This window comes from Paenibacillus sp. PvP094, from assembly GCF_040546835.1.
Taxonomy (GTDB): domain Bacteria; phylum Bacillota; class Bacilli; order Paenibacillales; family Paenibacillaceae; genus Paenibacillus; species Paenibacillus illinoisensis.
Genome location: NZ_JBEPOM010000001.1, coordinates 2,790,213 through 2,813,115 on the forward strand (window position 1 = coordinate 2,790,213; position 22,903 = coordinate 2,813,115).

13 protein-coding genes, 1 tRNA gene and 2 rRNA genes are annotated in these 22,903 nt (G+C 46.4%); 15 read left to right on the forward strand and 1 reads right to left on the reverse strand.

Translation table 11 applies throughout. The annotated features are described in order from the left end of the window. Positions 1–66: 66 nt before the first annotated feature. The 12 genes from ABIC22_RS12725 (at position 67) to ligA (ending at position 15,972) form a co-directional block, all read left to right on the forward strand. Entirely contained in the window at positions 67–2,310 is a 2,244-nt protein-coding gene (locus ABIC22_RS12725; RefSeq protein ID WP_354481241.1) for an LTA synthase family protein, read from the forward strand. Between the two features lie 16 nt (positions 2,311–2,326). Then, complete coding sequence (locus tag ABIC22_RS12730) at positions 2,327–3,070, forward strand: sugar phosphate nucleotidyltransferase (protein ID WP_354481243.1); 744 nt, start codon at positions 2,327–2,329, stop codon at positions 3,068–3,070. A gap of 22 nt (positions 3,071–3,092) precedes the next feature. After that, entirely contained in the window at positions 3,093–3,650 is a 558-nt protein-coding gene (gene rfbC, locus ABIC22_RS12735) for a dTDP-4-dehydrorhamnose 3,5-epimerase (RefSeq protein WP_354481246.1), read from the forward strand. A gap of 22 nt (positions 3,651–3,672) precedes the next feature. Next, complete coding sequence (rfbB, locus tag ABIC22_RS12740; protein WP_354481249.1) at positions 3,673–4,695, forward strand: dTDP-glucose 4,6-dehydratase; 1,023 nt, start codon at positions 3,673–3,675, stop codon at positions 4,693–4,695. Next, positions 4,695–5,558, forward strand: coding sequence for a dTDP-4-dehydrorhamnose reductase (gene rfbD, locus ABIC22_RS12745; RefSeq protein WP_354481251.1), 864 nt, complete (start codon positions 4,695–4,697; stop codon positions 5,556–5,558). Before rfbB ends, rfbD begins: the two co-directional genes overlap by 1 nt. 93 nt (positions 5,559–5,651) lie before the next feature. Next, positions 5,652–6,587 carry a glycosyltransferase family 2 protein gene (locus ABIC22_RS12750; RefSeq protein WP_354481253.1) on the forward strand — a complete coding sequence of 312 codons (936 nt, stop codon included), beginning with the start codon at positions 5,652–5,654 and terminating at the stop codon, positions 6,585–6,587. A gap of 94 nt (positions 6,588–6,681) precedes the next feature. Next, positions 6,682–7,674, forward strand: a complete 993-nt coding sequence (locus ABIC22_RS12755) for a glycosyltransferase family 2 protein (protein WP_354481256.1) — start codon at positions 6,682–6,684, stop codon at positions 7,672–7,674. Further along, a complete protein-coding gene (locus ABIC22_RS12760) occupies positions 7,671–9,071 on the forward strand; it encodes an undecaprenyl-phosphate glucose phosphotransferase (protein ID WP_354481259.1) in 1,401 nt (466 codons plus the stop codon). The genes ABIC22_RS12755 and ABIC22_RS12760 overlap by 4 nt, the downstream gene beginning before the upstream one ends. 180 nt (positions 9,072–9,251) lie before the next feature. Beyond that, positions 9,252–10,127 (forward strand): phosphatidylinositol-specific phospholipase C/glycerophosphodiester phosphodiesterase family protein, encoded by an 876-nt coding sequence (locus ABIC22_RS12765; protein WP_354481262.1) that lies wholly within the window; start codon positions 9,252–9,254, stop codon positions 10,125–10,127. A gap of 264 nt (positions 10,128–10,391) precedes the next feature. Next, positions 10,392–11,087 (forward strand): heptaprenylglyceryl phosphate synthase, encoded by a 696-nt coding sequence (pcrB, locus tag ABIC22_RS12770; protein WP_095359864.1) that lies wholly within the window; start codon positions 10,392–10,394, stop codon positions 11,085–11,087. A gap of 292 nt (positions 11,088–11,379) precedes the next feature. Beyond that, a complete protein-coding gene (pcrA, locus tag ABIC22_RS12775) occupies positions 11,380–13,740 on the forward strand; it encodes a DNA helicase PcrA (RefSeq protein WP_183526789.1) in 2,361 nt (786 codons plus the stop codon). Positions 13,741–13,953: 213 nt separating this feature from the next. Beyond that, positions 13,954–15,972 (forward strand): NAD-dependent DNA ligase LigA, encoded by a 2,019-nt coding sequence (ligA, locus tag ABIC22_RS12780; RefSeq protein ID WP_354481267.1) that lies wholly within the window; start codon positions 13,954–13,956, stop codon positions 15,970–15,972. Positions 15,973–16,093: 121 nt separating this feature from the next. Here ligA and ABIC22_RS12785 read toward each other — a convergent pair whose 3' ends face one another. Then, positions 16,094–17,455 (reverse strand): molybdopterin-dependent oxidoreductase, encoded by a 1,362-nt coding sequence (locus ABIC22_RS12785; protein ID WP_354481269.1) that lies wholly within the window; start codon positions 17,453–17,455, stop codon positions 16,094–16,096. A 561-nt stretch (positions 17,456–18,016) separates the two neighbouring features. Here ABIC22_RS12785 and ABIC22_RS12790 point away from each other — a divergent pair. The 3 genes from ABIC22_RS12790 (at position 18,017) to ABIC22_RS12800 (ending at position 22,882) form a co-directional block, all read left to right on the forward strand. Then, positions 18,017–19,568 (forward strand): 16S ribosomal RNA (locus tag ABIC22_RS12790). 107 nt (positions 19,569–19,675) lie between these two features. Next, positions 19,676–19,751, forward strand: a tRNA-Ala gene (locus ABIC22_RS12795). A 203-nt stretch (positions 19,752–19,954) separates the two neighbouring features. Further along, positions 19,955–22,882 (forward strand): 23S ribosomal RNA (locus ABIC22_RS12800). The 16S and 23S rRNA genes sit together here with 1 tRNA gene alongside, the layout of an rRNA operon. The last annotated feature ends 21 nt before the right edge of the window (positions 22,883–22,903 follow it).

The following is a 22,903-nucleotide window of genomic DNA, read 5'->3' on the forward strand; positions in this document are numbered from 1 at the left end:
TTAGTTACTAACCTCATTAACTAGATCATAATAGTAATTTACAGCTAAAGAGAACTGAGGGTAAAAATGATAATTAGTTATAGTAAGGGGAAATTGGTTTATTTATCTTATTTTTGGTTTGTAATCTCTTTAAACCTAAAAATTATATTTTTTGCACATCTAACTGAGATAGGATTAGATTTAAATGGTGTACTTCTATCTGTGGCTGTGTCTTTTCTTTTTTCGATTGTATTATTCAGTATTAAAGGCAGAAATCAAAGGTCTGCTATATGGCTATTGATTAATTTCTTGATCAGTTTAATCCTGTGGGGTGATCTGATATATTTTCGTTTTTTTGGTGATGTTCTATCCGTAGCTTCATTATCGTATGCAGATCAAACGGGTTCCCTTTTGAGTACAGTATTAATGTTAACCTCTTGGATAGATGTTTTCTTTTTTATAGATATACTAGTTATTTCACCGATATTGTTTATGGGAAAGTCGAGTTTCACAATAAGAAATGTTAAAAAAATAAGTGCACTATTAATAGTTATCTGTTCGGTCATTATCGGACATAAAACAATGGAAGTAGTATTGGATAAAGAAAATGTTTACGGAAGTGCCATGTATAAGCCATTAATTGTACAAAAGCTAGGAATAGTTAATTATCATATTTATGATATAGGAAAGTATCTAATGAAAGAGATTAATCGGACTAATTTAAGTGATGCAAGGTTAGGCGAGATCCAAGATTGGTTTGTTGACAATAACCAGTTAACAAGTGATGAATTCTTTGGGATTGCTAATGGGAAAAATGTAATCATGATTCAAGAGGAGTCTTTGCAAAACTTTGTGATAAATCTTAAAGTTAATGGAGAAGAGATTACGCCTAATCTTAACAAGCTTATTCAAAATTCAATTTACTTCAGTAATGTTTTTAATCAAACGGCAAATGGGAGAACATCAGATGCTGAATTGCTTGCTCTTGCCTCAATGTATCCGATCAGTGAGGGAGCAGTTAGTACCAAATACCAAAATAATCACTTCAGCACTTTACCGAAGATACTGGCACAGTATGGGTATTCATCATTTTCCGCACATCCTAGCGTACCAAATTATTGGAATAGACAAAATATGCACAAGAGTTACGGTTTTGAGAAGTCAGATTTTGTAGATGATTATCAGGTGGACGATGTTGTAGGTTGGGGGCTGTCTGATCTATCATTTTTCAGGCAAACTTCCAACAAGCTTGATAATTTAGATGAGCCTTTTTTTTCGTTTTTAATAACTTTATCCAATCATACTCCATATAATACGGTCCCGGATGAATATAAAGATATAGACCTTAGCGAAGTAGAGAATGAAGTTCTCCGCAATTATCTTTATTCTGCCCACTATGCAGACATTGCATTAGGTGAGTTTATCGAAATATTAAAGAATAGGGATTTATATGACAATACTATGCTTGTTATTTACGGAGATCATGATTCGGGGATACCGCAGACCGTTATCAATGAACTTAATCTTGTTGAAGACAACAAAACATTTTTACTTAATCAAATCCCATTAATTTTTCATATCCCTGATTCAATTGAAAATGGAGTTATTGATAATTATGCGGGTGAAATAGATATAGCTCCAACTGTTTTGCATCTAATGGGCATCGATCCTGAAAATTCATTTTTCATGGGCAGAAGCATCTTTTCCAAAAATTCAAATGATTCTGTTGCTTTCAGGAATGGATCATACTTAACAAATGAGTTGTTTTATGATGTCTCAAAACAAACATGCTTCTCTATAAAAACGAATCAAATGGTAGATGGTAATTTGTGCGAAAACCATGAGGAGTCCATTTATAAAATGATGGATTTATCCGATTTAGTTTTGGAACATGATTTAATTTATGGTTTTTCAGAATATATAAAAAATTTCAAGACGGTAAACGGGCTAAATTACAAAGAGCAAGACAAAGTTCCAGAAGAGTCAATTGATCTGAAATGGGCTGTTGATCAATTGGGGGAAGATAAAAAGAATATAATGGTTAATGGATGGGCTTTGGATTTCGAAAAAGAGTCTTCATCGAATCAGATTATTTATATATTGCTTCAATCTGAAGCCAACAACAAGTTTTATAGATACCCAACTGAGTTGGTCTATAGGCCCGATGTTACAGAATATTTCAATAATAACAATAACTATGATTATTCCGGCTTCAATTTAACAATAAAAAAGGAAGAACTAGATAGAGGGAAATATAGCATAGGAGTAATAGTGAAAGATAATGGTGAAGAAAAGTATGTGAAAACGGATAAAACTTTCGAAATAAATTAATTAAGGAGACTGATATATGAAAGGCATAATCTTAGCGGGAGGAACAGGCTCACGCCTATATCCTTTGACTAAAGTAACCAATAAGCATCTTCTTCCGGTCGGAAAGTACCCCATGATCTTTCACTCTGTTTACAAGCTTAAACAAGCGGGTATTCATGATATTTTGATTGTTACCGGTAAAGAGCATATGGGAGATGTAGTAAACTTATTAGGAAGCGGAAGTGCTATGGGAGTCACTTTTACGTATAAGGTTCAGGAAGAGGCAGGAGGAATTGCTCAGGCCCTTAATCTTGCCGAACAATATGTTGGTGAAGATCGAGTTGTTGTGGTTTTAGGGGATAATGTTTTTAGTGAGGATATAACCCCGTTTGTTGATAACTATCTTTCTCAGGGGGGAGGTGCTAAGATACTTATCCAAGAGGTATCGGACCCTCAGAGATTTGGAGTACCTGAGATTGAAGGTAAACAAATTCTATCTATTGAAGAAAAGCCTAAAAATCCTAAAAGTACTTTTGCGGTTACAGGCATATATATGTTTGATAGTGAGGTGTTTAAAATCATCAAGACTCTCAAGCCGTCTGCTCGGGGAGAATTGGAGATCACGGACGTCAACAATGCATATATTGAACGAGGAGACTTGACCTACGACATACTTAAGGGCTGGTGGACGGATGCAGGCACTCATGCATCATTAGCCCGGGCCAATGAATTAGCACGTGATATTGTTTTTGGTGAAGAATTTGGAAAATTGAAGTTATAGAAAAGAAGGGATGGCGGAAAATTTGAAAATCACTCCTTCCAAGCTGAATGGCGCCTGTTTAATTGAACCGGTGGTTCACGGGGATCACCGGGGTTTTTTTATGGAAAGTTATAACGATCACGTCATGCAACAAAACGGTCTCCATTACAACTTCGTTCAAGACAACCAATCCTTGTCTGCACAGCCGGGTGTATTGCGTGGATTGCATTACCAGCTCAACCCAAAATGTCAAACGAAATTGATTCGGGTCCTTGCTGGTGCCATTTATGACGTCATTGTTGACATACGTAAGGAATCACCTACGTATGGGCAATGGGAGGGTTATATCCTCAGCGAACATAATCACCGTCAACTTCTCGTGCCCAAAGGCTTTGCCCACGGTTTTTGCACTTTGGTGCCAAACACCCAAGTCTTGTACAAAGTGGACGAATACTATTCCCCGGAGCATGATCGCGGCATATTATGGAGTGATCCGGCACTCGGCATCGATTGGCCTACATCCAATCCGGTTTTATCGGAGAAAGACAAGAAGCACCCGTTGCTTAAAGATGCGGAGATCAATTTTAATTTTGGGTCGTGAAGGATACAGGAGGGTTCAACATATGAAACTGCTCGTGACCGGCGGGGCCGGGTTTATTGGAAGCAATTTTGTGATATATATGCAGCAGCAGCATCCTGATTATGAAATTATCAATGTGGATGCACTTACGTATGCAGGCAATTTGGAAAACCTGAAGTCCCTTGAAGGTAATGCACGCCACACCTTTGTCAAAGCAGATATAACAGATGCTGCTGAAATGGATCGTTTGATCGGTCAAGGCGTAAATGTTGTTGTCAACTTTGCGGCAGAATCTCACGTGGATCGCAGCATACTGGAACCGGATATTTTCGTGCGCACGAATGTGAATGGAACTCAGGCATTGCTTGAAGCCGCCAAAAAACACAATATAACCAAGTTCGTTCAAGTATCGACGGATGAGGTATACGGTTCATTAGGTCCAACAGGTTTATTTACGGAAGAGACACCATTGCAGCCCAACAGCCCATATTCGGCGTCCAAAGCAGGTGGGGATTTGCTTGTGCGTGCGTATCATGAGACCTTTGGGCTTCCAGTGAATATCACCCGTTGCTCCAACAATTACGGCCCTTATCAGTTTCCGGAGAAACTGATTCCACTTATGATTTCCCGCGCTCTGGCTGATAAGGCTCTGCCTGTATATGGAGACGGATTAAACATTAGAGATTGGCTCTATGTTGAAGACCACTGCAGCGCCATTGACTTGGTGATTCATCAAGGACGTAACGGTGAGGTATACAACATCGGTGGCAATAATGAGCGAACCAACGTGCACATCGTCAAAACTATTTTGGAACAGCTTGGCAAACCTGAGTCACTAATTAAATACGTGCAGGACCGTCCGGGGCATGACCGCAGATATGGCATCGATCCGACCAAAACAATGTCTGAACTAGGCTGGAAGCCAAAGCATACGTTTGAGACTGGGATCAAGGAGACCATTCAATGGTACCTGGATAACAAAGAATGGTTGACCCGTATTCAATCCGGAGTGTATCAACAGTACTATGCCAAGCAATATGGCTCTCGATTGGGAGACGTGAAGTAATGAAGGTTTTGGTTACGGGAGCAAACGGACAATTGGGACGGGATGTCGTTCTTCTTTTGGAGAAGGAGGGGCATTCTGTTCTTGCTTGTGCTCGGGATCAGATGGATATAACCAATCAGGCACAGTGTAATGACGTCATTTCCTCCTATCTTCCTGAAGCGGTCATTCATTGTGCAGCTTATACTGCCGTAGATGCAGCGGAAACAGATATCGATGGTGCATATAAGGTGAATGCGGTAGGAACACGCAATGTTGCTGTAGCAGCAGAAAGAGCAGGAGCCAAACTTATCTATATTAGTACGGACTATGTATTTGATGGCAACTCATTAAATCCCTATCAGGAATACGATAACACGAATCCGCAAAGTGTGTATGGCAAGTCCAAACGGGCGGGAGAATTACTGGTACAGTCGTTGTCCTCCAAATGGTTTATTGTGCGTACTTCTTGGGTTTACGGCTTGTACGGGAATAACTTTGTCAAAACGATGCTGAAATTGGGTCAGGAAAAACCCAAGCTTCAAGTAGTGCATGACCAAAAAGGGTCACCCACCTATACCGTAGATTTGGCAAGATTCCTGGTGAAGCTTATGGCAACAGAAATGTATGGTGTATATCATGCCTCCAACTGTGGTACTTGTACATGGTATGAATTCACAGAAGCTATCTTTGCGGAAGCTCGAAATGTTGGAGGGTTTTCCATCCAAGCACAATTGGAGCCTTGTACGACAGAGCAGTTCCCTAGACCAGCTCCAAGGCCGTGCAATTCCGAAATGGACCATCTATCCATTCGAACGAATGGTTTGACGGATATCCGTCCATGGCGGGAGGGCCTGCGTGAATTTATTAGCTTATTGTCAAAATAGGAACGGCCATAGTAGCACAATGTAACTCTCGCTCTTACTTATAGGCGGGAGTTTTCGTATATAATAAAGAAAAGTCAGATGCTGAGGTGGCACGTGAATAAATCTAAAGTATGCATTATGCTTTCTACATATAACGGAGTAAAGTACATTGATGAACAGATGGAAAGCCTTCTCGCACAACATGAGGTGGACGTCCAGATTAATATTAGGGATGATGGCTCATCTGATGGAACTGTACAAAAATTAAACGAATATGCCAAGTCTCATCCGGGCCAAATCCGAGTTTTTGAAGGTGAAAATTTGGGCGTGATCGGGAGTTTTTTTGAACTGATGCGCCTAACGGAGGCAGTATATGATTTTTACGCTTTTTGTGATCAGGACGATGTATGGAAGCCTGACAAACTTAGTAGGGCAGTAACTAAACTGCAATTAAGTCAATCGAACGTACCATTGATGTACTGTTCTTCTACACAAATGGTAGATCAAGATCTGAACAATCTGAATGTGTGGCCAACCCTCCCTCCTAAGCGGTTAAGCATGTATAATGCCATGGTCGAAAACTGCTGCGTGGGCTGCACTATGGTTCTGAATCCAATCGCGTTTGAACGGATTAGAGGAAGTGTTCCCATTGATTTGAAGCCGCTTATTATGCATGATCGATGGATTTATCTGTATGTTAGTGCGTTTGGAGAAGTGATTTTTGATGAAGAGCCAATGATTTTGTACCGTCAACACCAGGGGAACGTTCTTGGTGGGAGTAGCGAAGGTTGGCTCATGAAATGGAAAAATAGAATGAAACGCTTTTTCAGTGAAGGAAGTTTTAGACTGAGTAAACAAGCATCTTTATTTCTTGAAACTTACTGTGAACATTTATCTGCTCAGCAACAAAGGGAAATACGGCACTTTTTAAAACAATTAGACAGCTCTTGGGTTAAACGTATCAGTTATGCGTCCAAAATGCCTTTTTACCGTCAAGCATCTCTTGATAACCTGGTTCTTAAGCTCATATACATCTTTAAGAAGGTATAAGTTGTAGATTGGCTATGCCTTCCACACCTTCGCCCATAATATGCTATACTTTCAATAGATAAACACAGCATTACAAAGTCAGGAGTTTTACAAAATGGTCGAAACAGCAGATATTCCCTTACGAGGGGGATCGAATAATAATAATATCTACGGTCCAGATGTCAGCATCATCATCGTAAACTACAATACACGCAAGTTGACTTTGGACTGTCTGGCATCAGTATATGAATCCATTACTTCCTTTCAATATGAGCTCATCGTCGTTGACAATGCATCTTATGATGGTTCTGTGGAAGCGATCCGTGACGCATACCCAGATGTTAAACTAATTGCCAATCGTGACAATACAGGTTTCGCCGTTGCAAATAACCAAGGAATGGAAATCGCAAAGGGACGCTATATACTACTACTTAATTCAGACACGGTCGTTCAGAAGGATACACTGGAAATCATGATTGGATTCATGGACCGTCATCCTGAAATGGGGGCATCGGGTTGTAAAGTGATACTTCCTGATGGCTCCTTGGATAAAGCGTGCAAGCGGGGATTCCCCACTCCATCGGCTTCATTTTATTATGCATTTGGCATCTCACGGATATTTCCTGATCGTCCGAAGTTTAACCAGTACCAGCTCGGACATCTCAGCCCGGATGATGAGTATCCTGTAGACTGTCTTGTCGGTGCATTCACGCTCGTGCGGCGTGAAACCATCAACCAAGTGGGCGGCTTGGATGAGACTTTCTTCATGTATGGTGAAGATATTGACTGGTGTTATCGCATCAAAGAAGCGGGCTGGGGCATTTATTATTACCCACGTACATATATTGTGCACTACAAGGGTGCAAGTGCCCGGCGCAAACCTATGAAAATCATTTATGAGTTTCATAGAGCCATGTGGGTTTTTCATCGTAAACATTATGCCAAGCGCTATAGCATGTTGACCAACACAGCCGTATGGCTAGGTATTGCACTAAAATTCTCATTGTCTCTGATCAGTAACAAACTAGTTCGGCCGGGTCCACAAAAGAAATCAGTATCCGGCCATACGACAGCAGTTCATGAGACATCTTCCGAGGTGAAAACATGATTCGGCGTAACCAGCAATTTTTGACTCAACTGTACATTGCAGCTGATTTCATGGTGATACAGTTTTCCTTCTTACTGGCTTGGTGGATGAAGTTTGAAAGTGACCTGCTTATCAACCATGGTTCGTTGCCAATCGAGAAGTATTTTGCATGGAGCTTAGTATACGGGGGACTTTCCGTCATTGCGGGTGTGATGTCTTCCCTTTATATGCCCAAACGGAAAAAACGTTTTGTAGATGAATTCATGAAACTGGTTCAGGTCCATGGCATCGCCTTCTTTATGCTGATGAGTTTGATGTTCTTCTTCAAGGAAGTCGATATCTCTCGTGCTTATCTGGCCATGTACATGATCGGCAACGTTGTCTTCACACTAATCTACCGTTTCATCGTCAAGCTGCAACTGAGAAGACTACGCAAAAAGGGCTTCAACCGCCAATTCGTATTAATCCTTGGAGCAGGCTCTCTAGGTCAACGCTTTTATAATAATCTCCGCAGTTATCCGGAACTGGGATATGAAGTATATGGTTTTCTCGATGATTACCGTCGCTGGGATCAAGAGGAGTTGCAGCGCTACAAGCCGATCAGGGGACGGATCAACCAGTTGGAAGAAATCCTGTCGACTCGTATGATCGACGAGGTGATCCTAGCACTTCCTTTGGATGCTCACGATAAGTATCCGCATATCATTGAAGTATGTGAGAAGGCCGGCGTACGGACACTGATTATTCCAGATTTCTTTGATTATCTTCCGGCCCGTCCCCATTTCGACAATTTCGCCGGCATGCCGATGATTAATGTGCGTGATATCCCCCTGGATATGGCGGTAAACCGATTGATGAAGCGTGCGTTTGACATTCTGTTCTCTCTCGTCGCTATTATTCTGACCTCTCCGGTAATGGCTATCGTGGCACTGGGCGTACGATTGACGTCGTCTGGACCGGTCATTTTCAAACAGGAACGTGTTGGACTTAACCGACGTAACTTCATGATGTTTAAGTTCCGCTCCATGAAAGTCATTCCTGAAGGTGTAGTTGACACGGGCTGGTCCACGAAGGATGATCCGCGTCGAACGGCATTCGGTACATTTATAAGACGCACTAGCCTGGATGAGTTGCCTCAATTCTTCAACGTGCTGCTGGGTCATATGAGTGTGGTTGGCCCAAGGCCGGAACGTCCGTACTACGTGAATCAATTCCGGGATGAAATTCCGAAGTATATGATTAAACATCACGTCCGCCCAGGCATTACGGGATTGGCGCAGAGTAAAGGTTTAAGAGGAGATACGTCCATCGAGGATCGGATCGAACAGGACATCTTTTATATTGAAAACTGGTCTTTATTATTCGATATCAAAATCATATGGGAAACCATTCGAAATGGTCTCAAGAATGCGTATTAGATCCAACAAACCAAACAGTACCACCATTTAACAGCTGCCTCCGGGCGGCTTTTTTTGTTTTACACCTCATCAATTCGGGTAGTTAGCTATCAAAAAGGAAATCCGCACATACGCTGTCATATCTTATTAGCTATACAGTTCTCCTCCCTAAATATCACTCCTAAAGGATGTGAACATCATATGAAACGAATCGCTGCCGTCATTACACTACTGATTGTTACCGTGGGTATCCTCTTTTTTGCCTATGAGAGTCAAAGTGAGGAACAGCACGATGGATTTACAGCCTATCGACTGATTGCTCACGCTATGGGCAGTATCCGTGATCAGCCTTATACCAATGCTTATGAAGCGATGATCGCCAATTATGAGAAAGGCACAAGAGTGTTTGAGATCGACTTCATGCTCACCTCAGATCGCGTAGCTGTAGCCAGACATGAATGGACTGCCAATATGAGCAAACTGCTGGGCCAGGAAGAGGAGCTTCCTGAAGACAAACAGGCTGGGGCACTTACGCACGATGAATTTATGAACACCCCAATTTTGGGCATCTACCAACCCATGGACGCGGATGGCATCATTAATGTGCTGGCGCAATATCCCGATATGTATATCGTAACGGATACCAAAGAGCAGAAAGATGAGGATATTCAGCAGGTGCTATCTTCTCTCGTCAACGCTGCCAAAAAGAAAGATCCATCTGTACTGGACCGCATCGTCGTGCAGATTTATAATGAGCCCATGCTGGACACCGTGAAAGAAATCTATGCGTTTCCGTCCATTATTTATACTCTTTATGCAACGCAGGATACCGAAGCACAGGTCGTTGATTTTGTGGAAAAGAATGATATTGATGCCGTAACCATGCCGGAATATAAAGTGAATCAGAATTTCGTCGCCAAGCTGAAGAAGGCGGGCGCTGTTACTTACGTGCATACCATCAATGACACCGACCAGGTGGCCAACTATGAAAAGTGGGGCGTGTATGGCGTCTATTCAGATGTGTTGACGGAAGAAGAGCTGGATCAGATGAATACTCGTTTTGCCTGGAAGCCATAGCATTTATAAGTGGAAAATCAACATTCCAATCACCTCAGAAAAGTAGCCCTTCATTATTACTCGAGATTACTTGAGCATTGTTTGATTAATAGCGAGATAACATCCTTCCTCTTAAAAATTACAGACCGATTCCTGCACTTTACAGGGAAAAGTCTGTGATTTTTTGTTCCCCTTTTTATGCGAACATTGACACTCACTGCCTGCTGACTTAGACTTAGTTTACAAGCTTTTTAGGATGCAGAAGAACCTCTGGAGGAATGTTCGTTGATAGACATGATTAAGCAGTGGAGACACGTATTTAAGCTCGACCCGGACCGGGAAATCACGGATGAAGCACTCGATCTGGTATGTATGTCGGGGACCGATGCTATTATCGTTGGAGGATCTTCGGGAATCACCTATGACAACACAGTAGACCTGATGTCCCGCGTGCGTCGCTACGAGCTGCCCTGTGTGCTGGAAGTATCCGATCTGGAGGCGGTTGTGCCCGGTTTTGACGGATATCTGATCCCGATGGTGCTGAATGCCACGGATAGCAAATGGATGATTGGGCACCACCAACAAGCCATCGAACGTTTTGGTTACCTCATACCGTGGGATCTGCTAATTGCCGAGGGGTATATCGTGCTGAATGCTGACTCCACCGTAGCGCGTTTGACCGGAGCAGATACAGAGCTGACAACTGGTGCGGCAGTGGCGTATGCCCAAGCTGCAGAGCGGCTACTCAATCTTCCTATTGTATATATGGAGTACAGCGGAACGTTTGGCGATATGGAGCTGGTTGGCGAGACACATAGACAACTGGATCGCGCACATCTCATTTATGGCGGGGGAATTGACAATCCCGAGAAAGCAGCACAAGCTTCCGAAGTTGCAGACACCGTCGTCGTGGGTAACATTGTGTACAGCGATTTGAAGAAGGCACTTGAGACGGTACAAGCTGTAAAAGGAACCGTTTAATCGGTTTAGTTTACCATTCCCCCAATTTCCCCTTGCGATCTGTTAAAATAGAACTTTGCCCTACTAAATATAAAATTATATTAAGCACAATGACGTTTACACAACAACGGAGAGGACAGAAGTAAGCAGGAGAAGCGAAGCGCTCGCCTTTATTCCCGGATTTTCACCTTATAAAAGTGATTCAAAAAAATCTGGGAATAACAGCGATCGGATGCTTATTCTGGCCTCGGAGTGCCAAGTGTAACCTTCTGATTTTGCTTAATCGATCAACCAACGAAAGGAGCATGCATGCATGCAACCTGTAAATATACATGATGCCGTGGCACGGCTTAACACCCCTCAGCGGCAAGCCGTCGAGGCAACCGATGGACCGTTACTGATTATGGCCGGAGCGGGCAGTGGTAAGACCCGGGTGCTGACACACCGGATTGCTTACCTTATCGCAACACGCAAGACACCTCCATGGGGCATTTTGGCGATTACGTTTACGAACAAAGCTGCTCGTGAGATGCAGGACCGGGTATCCCAGCTCGTTGGTGGCTCACAGGGCCGCGACATTTGGGTATCCACGTTCCACTCCATGTGTGTGCGCATCCTGCGACGTGACATTGAACGCATTGGTTTTACTTCGAACTTCAGTATCTTGGACTCATCCGATCAGTTATCCGTTATCCGCAGTTGTATGAAAGACCAGAATATCGACACCAAGAAGTTCGAACCCAAAGCCGTTCAGGCCATGATGAGTACCGCGAAAAACGAACTGATCGGTCCTGACCAATATGAGAAGCAGGCTGGAGACTATTTTGAAGGCATTGTGGCGAAGGTATATAAAATGTACCAGAAACGTCTAAGAGCCAACAATTCGCTCGACTTCGACGATCTCATTATGGCAACCATTCAACTGTTCAAAGAAGTGCCGGAAGTCCTCGACTTTTACCAAAAGAAATTCCAATACATCCACGTCGATGAGTATCAGGATACGAACCGTGCGCAGTATATGCTGTGCCGCATGCTGGCTGATAGTCATCACCGGATCTGCGTCGTAGGGGATAGTGACCAATCGATCTATCGCTGGCGTGGAGCGGATATCAGCAATATCCTGAACTTTGAGAAAGACTATCCAGAGGCACAGACCATCTTGCTGGAACAGAATTACCGTTCGACGTCCAACATTCTGAATGCAGCGAATGAGGTCATTGGCCTGAACTCCGGTCGTAAGCCGAAGAAGCTGTGGACGGACAAGGAGGGCGGTTCGAAGATCAAGGTATACCGTGCGGACTCCGAGCATGATGAGGGGTATTTTGTTACCTCTGAGATTAGTAAAAACGTGAAGAACGGCAAATCCTATCAAAACCATGCCATTTTGTACCGTACCAACGCCCAGTCGCGGGTAATAGAGGAAATTCTGATCAAGTCTGATATTCCGTATCAGATTGTCGGCGGCATCAAGTTCTATGATCGTAAAGAGATCAAGGACATTCTGGCGTATCTGCGCCTGCTTTCTAACCCTGACGACGATATCAGCCTCACTCGGATCATTAATGTACCTAAACGCAGCATCGGGGATACAACGGTGGCGAAGCTGGCAGCTGCAGCAGGAGAGCGGGGGATTTCCATATTCCGTGTGCTTCAGGTTGTGGACGATCTCGGCTTTGCGGGCCGCACGCGGAACGCACTGGTGGAGTTCTACGACATGATTGCTGCACTGCATCAGATGGTAGAGTACCTGTCTGTAACCGAACTGACCGAGAAGATTCTGGAGATGAGTCAGTATCGCCTTGAGATGCAGAACGAAAATACACTTGAATCCCGTGCACGCCTGGAAAATATTGAAGAGTTTCTTTCCGTGACCATGGAATTTGAGAAAAATAATGAAGACAAAACGCTCGTCTCGTTCCTCACCGACCTGGCACTCATTGCAGATATCGACAGCATGAACGATGATGAAGAGGATCAGAGCGACGCCGTTACCCTGATGACCATGCACAGTGCCAAAGGTCTGGAATTCCCTGTCGTGTTTATCGTGGGTATGGAGGAAGGCGTCTTCCCGCACAGCCGGGCCTTTATGGATAATGAAGAGTTGGAGGAAGAACGCAGACTTGCTTATGTAGGGATTACTCGTGCAGAAGAACAGCTCTTCTTGTCTTGTGCCCAGATGCGTACCTTGTTTGGACGCACAACGGCGAACCCACCTTCGCGCTTCCTGGATGAAATTCCGGATGAGCTCAAAGAGGATACTTCCATTGCCCGTGACCGTTACCGTCGTGGTGCCAATGCAGGAGGTTCCTATGGAGGACGTGGACTTGGCTCCAGTGGAGGAAGTAACTTTGGTGGTGGAAGTGCGGCCAAGCTCTTTGAACAGCAGAGCAGAAGTGGCTCCTCGGCTACTTCGTCCACGCCAACTTCCCGTGTGACCACAAGTACCTCGCGTCCAACATATGCTACGCCAACATCTGCCTCCAAGCCCGCAGCTTCTAATAGTGAAGCAGGCTTCAAAGCAGGGGATAAAGTGCAGCATGGCAAATGGGGTACGGGCACCATTGTAGCGGTAAAAGGTACCGGCAATGACACGGAACTGCAAATTGCCTTCCCGGCTCCGGTAGGTGTGAAGCGCCTGCTCGCCGGTTTTGCTCCAATTACCAAAGTAGAATAGATTAAGAACGAAACTTTAATATTGCACAATAACGAAGAGGGCAGAAAATCTGTAGAAGCAATGCGTTCGCCTTTGTCACGGGATTTCAACCTTAATGAATATGACAAGAAATTCAGTGACAACAGCGATCGGAGGATTATTCTGCCTGCGGAGTTCAAGTGCAATATAAGTGTTCGTTCTACATAGATTAAATTAACGGAGGGATGGCCCTGTATGGACCCGATGCACCGGATGGAGCAACTCGTTACGGAGCTGAACCAGCATAATTATCAGTACTACACGATGGATCAGCCGCAGATCAGTGACAAGGAATATGATCTCCTGTATGACGAACTGGTTACCCTGGAACAGGAGAGCGGGATGGTTTTGCCTGATTCTCCAACACAGCGTGTCGGTGGCGAACTGCTGAAGGGGTTTACCCCACATCGTCATCTGTCTCCATTGTGGAGCTTGGACAAAGCCCAAAACATTGAGCAGCTGCGGAGCTGGAATACTCGTGTACTGAAGCTCGTGAATGACTACAACAGCAAAAATCCCGGCAACCCTTTACCGGAACCTGGCTACGTTATTGAGTTGAAGTTTGATGGGCTCACCCTGAACCTGACATACACCAATGGTGAATTGGTACAGGCCTCTACACGCGGGAACGGAACGGTTGGCGAAGGGATTTTGGCTCAGGTTAGAACGATCAAATCCGTCCCGCTCCGAATTCCGTATACTGACGGTACGATTGAAGTACAAGGCGAAGGCATCATGAATCTGTCCGTCCTGAACCGGTACAATGAAACGGCAGCGGAGCCGCTCAAAAACGCCCGTAACGCAGCAGCCGGAGCGCTGCGAAACCTGAATCCGAAGACGACGGCAGAGCGCAGGCTCAATGCCTATTTTTACAATGTAGGGTACTCGGACGACATTCAATTTGCCAATCACCAAGAGATGATGGATTTTCTGCGTGAGAACCGTTTCAAAGTTAATCCGTCGATTACGTACTTCCATGAATTTGATGATGTGATGGAACAGCTTGCCGCCATTCAGGAGAATCGGGGTCAGCTGGACTACCTGATTGATGGGGCTGTTATCAAAATCACCGACATGCACACACGTGAAGTGCTGGGTTATACGGACAAGTTCCCACGCTGGGCTGTAGCCTATAAGTTCGAAGCAGAAGAGACCACAACTGTACTCAAATCCGTTGATTGGAATGTGGGCCGTACCGGCAAAGTAACTCCGCTCGCACGTGTAGAACCGGTCGAACTGGCGGGAGTAACGGTTTCGAACTGTACATTGAATAATGTAGGCGATATTGAGCGTAAAAATCTGAAATTTGCCTTGGGCACGCGTGTCTTCATCCGCCGCTCCAATGACGTCATCCCTGAAATCCTGGGTAAAGTGACGGAAGAGAGCGATGGCGAGGAGATTATATATCCAGAGCAGTGTCCGGCTTGTGGATTCCCGCTCGAGCAGCGCGGAGCTCATCTGTTCTGTAATAACAAATTGGCTTGTAAACCACAGACCGTGGCCCGAATCTCCCATTTTGCTTCCCGTGATGCCATGGATATTGAAACATTCAGTGAGAAGACAGCGATTCAGCTGTATGATGAGCTCAGTGTGCGTGAGCCTGCTGATCTGTATACATTGCAATTTGATGATCTGGTGAAGCTGGAGCGGTTTGGTGAAAAGAAAGCCAATAACCTTCTCGCTGCGCTGGAGCATAGTAAGGATCGTGACCTTGCATCGTTCCTGTACGCGCTGGGCATCCCGAATACAGGTAAATCAACGACACGTATGCTGGCCGACCATTATCGTGATCTGCATGCCATTATGAATGCAACCGTGGAGGAACTTGTTGAACTTCCTGACGTAGGCGGCATTGTGGCCGAGAGTATTGTCACGTTCTTCGCAGATCCGTTTACCCAGGCTGCCATCGAAAAGATGCTGGACTTGGGCGTGAAAGCACAGGCACCTGAGGCACCAGCGGTGATAGTCGAAGACTCCTTCTTTAGTGGTAAAACGGTCGTGCTGACCGGAACACTGCATCAACTGACACGTGACGAGGCAACGCAAAGACTGGAAGCGCTCGGAGCGAAAGTGACAGGCAGTGTTTCGAAAAAGACCGACCTTGTCATTGCCGGAGAGAAGGCGGGCAGCAAGTTGGCCAAAGCTCATGATCTGGGCATCCCAACCATTGAGGATGAGGATGAACTCGTTCGTCTTTTGAATCAGCAGGGCTAACCTATAAGCTATGAAATGAAGGAAACCCCCGATCAGCCACATTAGGTGGATCGGGGGTTTTTGCCATGCATCTGTAGGATGTTTTTCAATTCATAGACTCTACATCGTTGGAGGTGAAACGTTAGGAACTGATATTGGGAATGCGCTGTGCTGCGCCTGTAAGCCATGCATCCTTATCATAACCTCGTTCTTCCCAGTAACCGATATGTTCGCTGTCAATGAGTTCAATGCGATTCAACCATTTTACCGACTTATAGGCATACATCTGGGGAATGACAAGTCGTACCGGACCCCCGAGATCTGCCGGGATGGGTTTGCCATCATGCATGACGGCTATCATGATATCTTCCATCTGTGCCTGATCCAGCGTAATGGCATCCGTATATACCCCATCTCCAGAGTAAAATTTGACACTGTGTGCACCGGGCTTCACTCCAGCTTGGGTTAGCAGATGTTTAAGGGGAATGCCTTCCCAGGTGTTTTTGTATACGGACCAACCAGTTACACAATGGAAATCACTGACCTGTACAGTGCGAGTGAGCTTAACGAACTGTTCCCAATTCCAGACCTGCGCCCGTTCGACAAGCCCATCAATCCGGAATGACCAATTCTCATTCGAAAAGGAAGGGATGGGCGTAACCGTATATACTCGGAAATGACCTTCAGCTCCTCCTCCAATGGGAGGGGAAGAGGCAGCCGCAGGTTGCGGCAACGGACTCATCCGATTAGGGTCGTTCTCCAGCATACTGTCGATGCTATTATCGATACTGAGATTACGTCCAACCCAGGAGACAAAGGTAGGGCCGAGGGTAACGGCTAACCCCACACCTACAGCAGACCGAATAAACGCACGCCGTGTATACACGGGTTCGGGTTTCTGGGGTTGGTCAGGCGATTTTGTTGCAGCAGTACGATCCGAACTAAGAGTCGAAATTGCAGCAGCAGTATTTTCTCCAGATGTACCCAATGAATCCGCAGTGCCATGGATGTCTTTCGTCGATGTGGCGGCACTCACCGTGCGGCGTGTCGTATCTTTCAACCATTTGGTGCGGGTAATGGAGTGGTAGATAATATAGGGCAGACCCAACCAAGTCAACAAATCATGAGTTAGTAACGCTGCATTGGACCACTTTGGTCCTGCGAGTTTAAATTGCCACAATACAATGCCTGAGATTAACCAGCCAACCAGCAGAACAAGCACGATGATTGTATTCACTTTTTGCCAAGGTCTGTTCCGGAGCTGTTTCCAGTGTTTACTCCCTAGTATCAAGTAATAAACAACAGGTGCTAGCATAGCCAACCCGACTATAATATGCAGCCATTTTAGCCATACGCGCCCTATACCGAGTAGTTCACGCCAGAATCCACCGACTAGCATGAGTCCCGTTACGGCGAGAATCACTACGATCCAGGCATTCCAGAAGTGGATAGATACGAGTTTCTTGCCGTACCCTTTGCGAAGTTTTTTTAGCCATTGTTCCAAGAGTAATCACCTCAAATAAAGTTATAAGCAGTAAAATTCCTATGTAGTAAGCGGTGAAAATAAAGAACGTATTAAATGATGCTATGTCATTGCTTTCTCTTTATTGTACATACCTCATTATAGAAGCTTTGGATCACTCACATCAAACTGTTACATTAGAGTGCGTTATGAAGGTATGGTCCTTCTTATTACAAATGAAAAGAAAGGTTTATGGCTGCTTATATATATTGAATGCTCTTTGAAAAGAAAGATTAAAAAATGCTTGCTATCTAAATTCAGACATGGTATATTATTTCTTGTCGCTTCAAACGAGTGATTGTCGAAAGAGTTTGAATGGTGACGAAAAAGAATGTTGACAGTTAGTTGGTTAACATGATAAAATAAATATCCTGTCCGGTTGGCATTGATCAACAAAAACGGACAACAAGTTCCTTGAAAACTGAACAAATGGAAAGTAACTTATGATTTACAATGAATCGTCAGATTCAAAATGAGCTAATCGCTCTTTTCAATACCTCAGATGATTTTCATAGCGTCTAACCGCGCTGCTGAAATTCATCTTTATTGGAGAGTTTGATCCTGGCTCAGGACGAACGCTGGCGGCATGCCTAATACATGCAAGTCGAGCGGACTTGATGAGAAGCTTGCTTCTCTGATGGTTAGCGGCGGACGGGTGAGTAACACGTAGGCAACCTGCCCTCAAGCTTGGGACAACTACCGGAAACGGTAGCTAATACCGAATACTTGCTTCCTTCGCCTGAAGGAAGCTGGAAAGACGGAGCGATCTGTCACTTGAGGATGGGCCTGCGGCGCATTAGCTAGTTGGTGAGGTAACGGCTCACCAAGGCGACGATGCGTAGCCGACCTGAGAGGGTGATCGGCCACACTGGGACTGAGACACGGCCCAGACTCCTACGGGAGGCAGCAGTAGGGAATCTTCCGCAATGGGCGAAAGCCTGACGGAGCAATGCCGCGTGAGTGATGAAGGTTTTCGGATCGTAAAGCTCTGTTGCCAGGGAAGAACGTCCTTGAGAGTAACTGCTCAAGGAGTGACGGTACCTGAGAAGAAAGCCCCGGCTAACTACGTGCCAGCAGCCGCGGTAATACGTAGGGGGCAAGCGTTGTCCGGAATTATTGGGCGTAAAGCGCGCGCAGGCGGTCATTTAAGTCTGGTGTTTAATCCCGGGGCTCAACCCCGGATCGCACTGGAAACTGGATGACTTGAGTGCAGAAGAGGAGAGTGGAATTCCACGTGTAGCGGTGAAATGCGTAGAGATGTGGAGGAACACCAGTGGCGAAGGCGACTCTCTGGGCTGTAACTGACGCTGAGGCGCGAAAGCGTGGGGAGCAAACAGGATTAGATACCCTGGTAGTCCACGCCGTAAACGATGAATGCTAGGTGTTAGGGGTTTCGATACCCTTGGTGCCGAAGTTAACACATTAAGCATTCCGCCTGGGGAGTACGGTCGCAAGACTGAAACTCAAAGGAATTGACGGGGACCCGCACAAGCAGTGGAGTATGTGGTTTAATTCGAAGCAACGCGAAGAACCTTACCAGGTCTTGACATCCCTCTGACCGTCCTAGAGATAGGGCTTTCCTTCGGGACAGAGGAGACAGGTGGTGCATGGTTGTCGTCAGCTCGTGTCGTGAGATGTTGGGTTAAGTCCCGCAACGAGCGCAACCCTTGATCTTAGTTGCCAGCACTTCGGGTGGGCACTCTAAGGTGACTGCCGGTGACAAACCGGAGGAAGGTGGGGATGACGTCAAATCATCATGCCCCTTATGACCTGGGCTACACACGTACTACAATGGCCGGTACAACGGGCAGTGAAGCCGCGAGGTGGAACGAATCCTAAAAAGCCGGTCTCAGTTCGGATTGCAGGCTGCAACTCGCCTGCATGAAGTCGGAATTGCTAGTAATCGCGGATCAGCATGCCGCGGTGAATACGTTCCCGGGTCTTGTACACACCGCCCGTCACACCACGAGAGTTTATAACACCCGAAGTCGGTGGGGTAACCGCAAGGAGCCAGCCGCCGAAGGTGGGATAGATGATTGGGGTGAAGTCGTAACAAGGTAGCCGTATCGGAAGGTGCGGCTGGATCACCTCCTTTCTATGGAGAATCGTTTCCCGAGTGGAAACATTCAAATACGCAGGTTCATTGAACCTGCGACAGCAACATCGTTACTTATCCATTTGTTCAGTTTTGATGGAATTTGAGGGGCCATAGCTCAGCTGGGAGAGCGCCTGCCTTGCAAGCAGGAGGTCAGCGGTTCGATCCCGCTTGGCTCCACCAAAGATTTCGTCTATTTAGCTTGTTCTTTGAAAACTAGATATCGAAACGAAAATTGCGAATTAGAACATTCCTTTTAGCTGAACTTGTGTTAAAACAAGTTTCAAATATTAGCGAAAACTGCTTTGCGATGGTATCGAATTGGAACGGCTTTTGGATTTGCGCAAGCAAACCAAGGGAAGAGAGAATTCGAAACCGGAGCATATGGTTAAGCTACTAAGAGCACACGGAGGATGCCTAGGCGCTAGGAGCCGATGAAGGACGTGGCGAACAACGATACTGCCTCGGGGAGCTGTAAGCAAGCTTTGATCCGGGGATGTCCGAATGGGGAAACCCAGCTGGGGTAATATCCAGTTACACCTAACTGAATACATAGGTTAGTGTGAGGCATACCAGGGGAACTGAAACATCTAAGTACCTTGAGGAAGAGAAAACAATAGTGATTCCGTCAGTAGCGGCGAGCGAACGCGGAACAGCCCAAACCAGAGAGCTTGCTCTCTGGGGTTGTGGGACGTCTCACATGGAGTTACAAAGGAACCGGTTAAACGAAGAGGTCTGGAAAGGCCCGCCAAAGAAGGTAAAAGCCCTGTAATTGAAAGTTGGTTCCCTCCGAGACGGATCCCGAGTAGTGCGGGGCACGTGAAACCCCGTATGAATCCGGCAGGACCATCTGCCAAGGCTAAATACTTCCTAGCGACCGATAGTGAAGCAGTACCGTGAGGGAAAGGTGAAAAGCACCCCGGAAGGGGAGTGAAATAGAACCTGAAACCGTGTGCTTACAAGAAGTCAGAGCCCGTTTTAGGGGTGATGGCGTGCCTTTTGTAGAATGAACCGGCGAGTTACGTTCCCGTGCAAGGTTAAGGTGAAGAGCCGGAGCCGCAGCGAAAGCGAGTCTGAATAGGGCGACATAGTACGTGGACGTAGACCCGAAACCGGGTGATCTACCCCTGTCCAGGGTGAAGGTGCGGTAACACGCACTGGAGGCCCGAACCCACGCACGTTGAAAAGTGCGGGGATGAGGTGGGGGTAGCGGAGAAATTCCAATCGAACTCGGAGATAGCTGGTTCTCCCCGAAATAGCTTTAGGGCTAGCCTCGGAAAACAGAGTCGTGGAGGTAGAGCACTGATTGGGTGCGGGGCCCGCAAGGGTTACCAAGCTCAGTCAAACTCCGAATGCCATAGACTTACTTCCGGGAGTCAGACAGTGAGTGCTAAGATCCATTGTCAAAAGGGAAACAGCCCAGACCATCAGCTAAGGTCCCCAAGTGTGTGTTAAGTGGGAAAGGATGTGGAGTTGCACAGACAACCAGGATGTTGGCTTAGAAGCAGCCACCATTGAAAGAGTGCGTAATAGCTCACTGGTCGAGTGACTCTGCGCCGAAAATGTAACGGGGCTAAACACACCACCGAAGCTATGGCTTGATGCTTTGCATCAGGGGTAGGGGAGCGTTGTATAAGGGTTGAAGGTGTACCGTAAGGAGCGCTGGACATTATACAAGTGAGAATGCCGGTATGAGTAACGAAAAGATCAGTGAGAATCTGATCCGCCGAAAGCCTAAGGGTTCCTGAGGAAGGCTCGTCCGCTCAGGGTAAGTCGGGACCTAAGGCGAGGCCGAAAGGCGTAGTCGAAGGACAACAGGTCGAAATTCCTGTACCACCGTAAATCGTTACGAGCGATGGGGGGACGCAGTAGGGTAGTGACGCAGGCTGATGGATGCCTGTCCAAGCAGTAAGGCTGGTTAGTAGGCAAATCCGCTAACCGTAAGGCTGAGCTGTGATGGGGAGTGAAAATTACAGTAGCGAAGGTCATGATCTCACACTGCCAAGAAAAGCCTCTAGCCAGATGAAGGTGCCCGTACCGCAAACCGACACAGGTAGGCGAGAAGAGAATTCTAAGGCGCGCGGAAGAACTCTCGTTAAGGAACTCGGCAAAATGACCCCGTAACTTCGGGAGAAGGGGTGCCCCGGTAGTGTGAATAGCACGAGGGGGCCGCAGTGAAAAGGCCCAAGCGACTGTTTAGCAAAAACACAGGTCTGTGCGAAGCCGTAAGGCGAAGTATACGGGCTGACGCCTGCCCGGTGCTGGAAGGTTAAGGGGAGCGGTTAGGGAGTAATCCCGAAGCTGTGAACCGAAGCCCCAGTAAACGGCGGCCGTAACTATAACGGTCCTAAGGTAGCGAAATTCCTTGTCAGGTAAATTCTGACCCGCACGAATGGCGTAACGACTTGGGCGCTGTCTCAACGAGAGATCCGGTGAAATTTTAATACCTGTGAAGATGCAGGTTACCCGCGACAAGACGGAAAGACCCCATGGAGCTTTACTGCAGCTTGATATTGAATTTGGGTACGATCTGTACAGGATAGGTGGGAGCCTTTGAAGCATGAGCGCCAGCTTGTGTGGAGGCACCGTTGGGATACCACCCTGATCGTATCTAGGTTCTAACCTGGTGCCCTTAGCGGGTACGGGGACAGTGTCAGGTGGGCAGTTTGACTGGGGCGGTCGCCTCCTAAAGAGTAACGGAGGCGCCCAAAGGTTCCCTCAGAATGGTTGGAAATCATTCGAAGAGTGCAAAGGCATAAGGGAGCTTGACTGCGAGACCTACAAGTCGAGCAGGGACGAAAGTCGGGCTTAGTGATCCGGTGGTACCGCATGGAAGGGCCATCGCTCAACGGATAAAAGCTACCCTGGGGATAACAGGCTTATCTCCCCCAAGAGTCCACATCGACGGGGAGGTTTGGCACCTCGATGTCGGCTCATCGCATCCTGGGGCTGAAGTAGGTCCCAAGGGTTGGGCTGTTCGCCCATTAAAGCGGTACGCGAGCTGGGTTCAGAACGTCGTGAGACAGTTCGGTCCCTATCTGTCGTGGGCGTAGGAAATTTGAGAGGAGCTGTCCTTAGTACGAGAGGACCGGGATGGACGTACCGCTGGTGTACCAGTTGTTCCGCCAGGAGCACCGCTGGGTAGCTATGTACGGACGGGATAAGCGCTGAAAGCATCTAAGCGTGAAGCCCCCCTCAAGATGAGATTTCCCAGTATGTAAGACCCCTTGAAGACGACGAGGTAGATAGGCTGGGGGTGGAAGTGCAGTAATGCATGGAGCTGACCAGTACTAATCGGTCGAGGGCTTATCCAAATTGCAGGTTCTTGTCGCAAG

Coding starts and splice junctions, on each gene's coding strand:
- ABIC22_RS12725 (WP_354481241.1), top strand. CDS start 67: ATGATAATTAGTTATAGTAAGGGGAAATTGGTTTATTTATCTTATTTT.
- ABIC22_RS12730 (WP_354481243.1), top strand. CDS start 2,327: ATGAAAGGCATAATCTTAGCGGGAGGAACAGGCTCACGCCTATATCCT.
- rfbB (WP_354481249.1), top strand. CDS start 3,673: ATGAAACTGCTCGTGACCGGCGGGGCCGGGTTTATTGGAAGCAATTTT.
- rfbD (WP_354481251.1), top strand. CDS start 4,695: ATGAAGGTTTTGGTTACGGGAGCAAACGGACAATTGGGACGGGATGTC.
- ABIC22_RS12755 (WP_354481256.1), top strand. CDS start 6,682: ATGGTCGAAACAGCAGATATTCCCTTACGAGGGGGATCGAATAATAAT.
- ABIC22_RS12760 (WP_354481259.1), top strand. CDS start 7,671: ATGATTCGGCGTAACCAGCAATTTTTGACTCAACTGTACATTGCAGCT.
- ABIC22_RS12765 (WP_354481262.1), top strand. CDS start 9,252: ATGAAACGAATCGCTGCCGTCATTACACTACTGATTGTTACCGTGGGT.
- pcrA (WP_183526789.1), top strand. CDS start 11,380: ATGCAACCTGTAAATATACATGATGCCGTGGCACGGCTTAACACCCCT.
- ligA (WP_354481267.1), top strand. CDS start 13,954: ATGGACCCGATGCACCGGATGGAGCAACTCGTTACGGAGCTGAACCAG.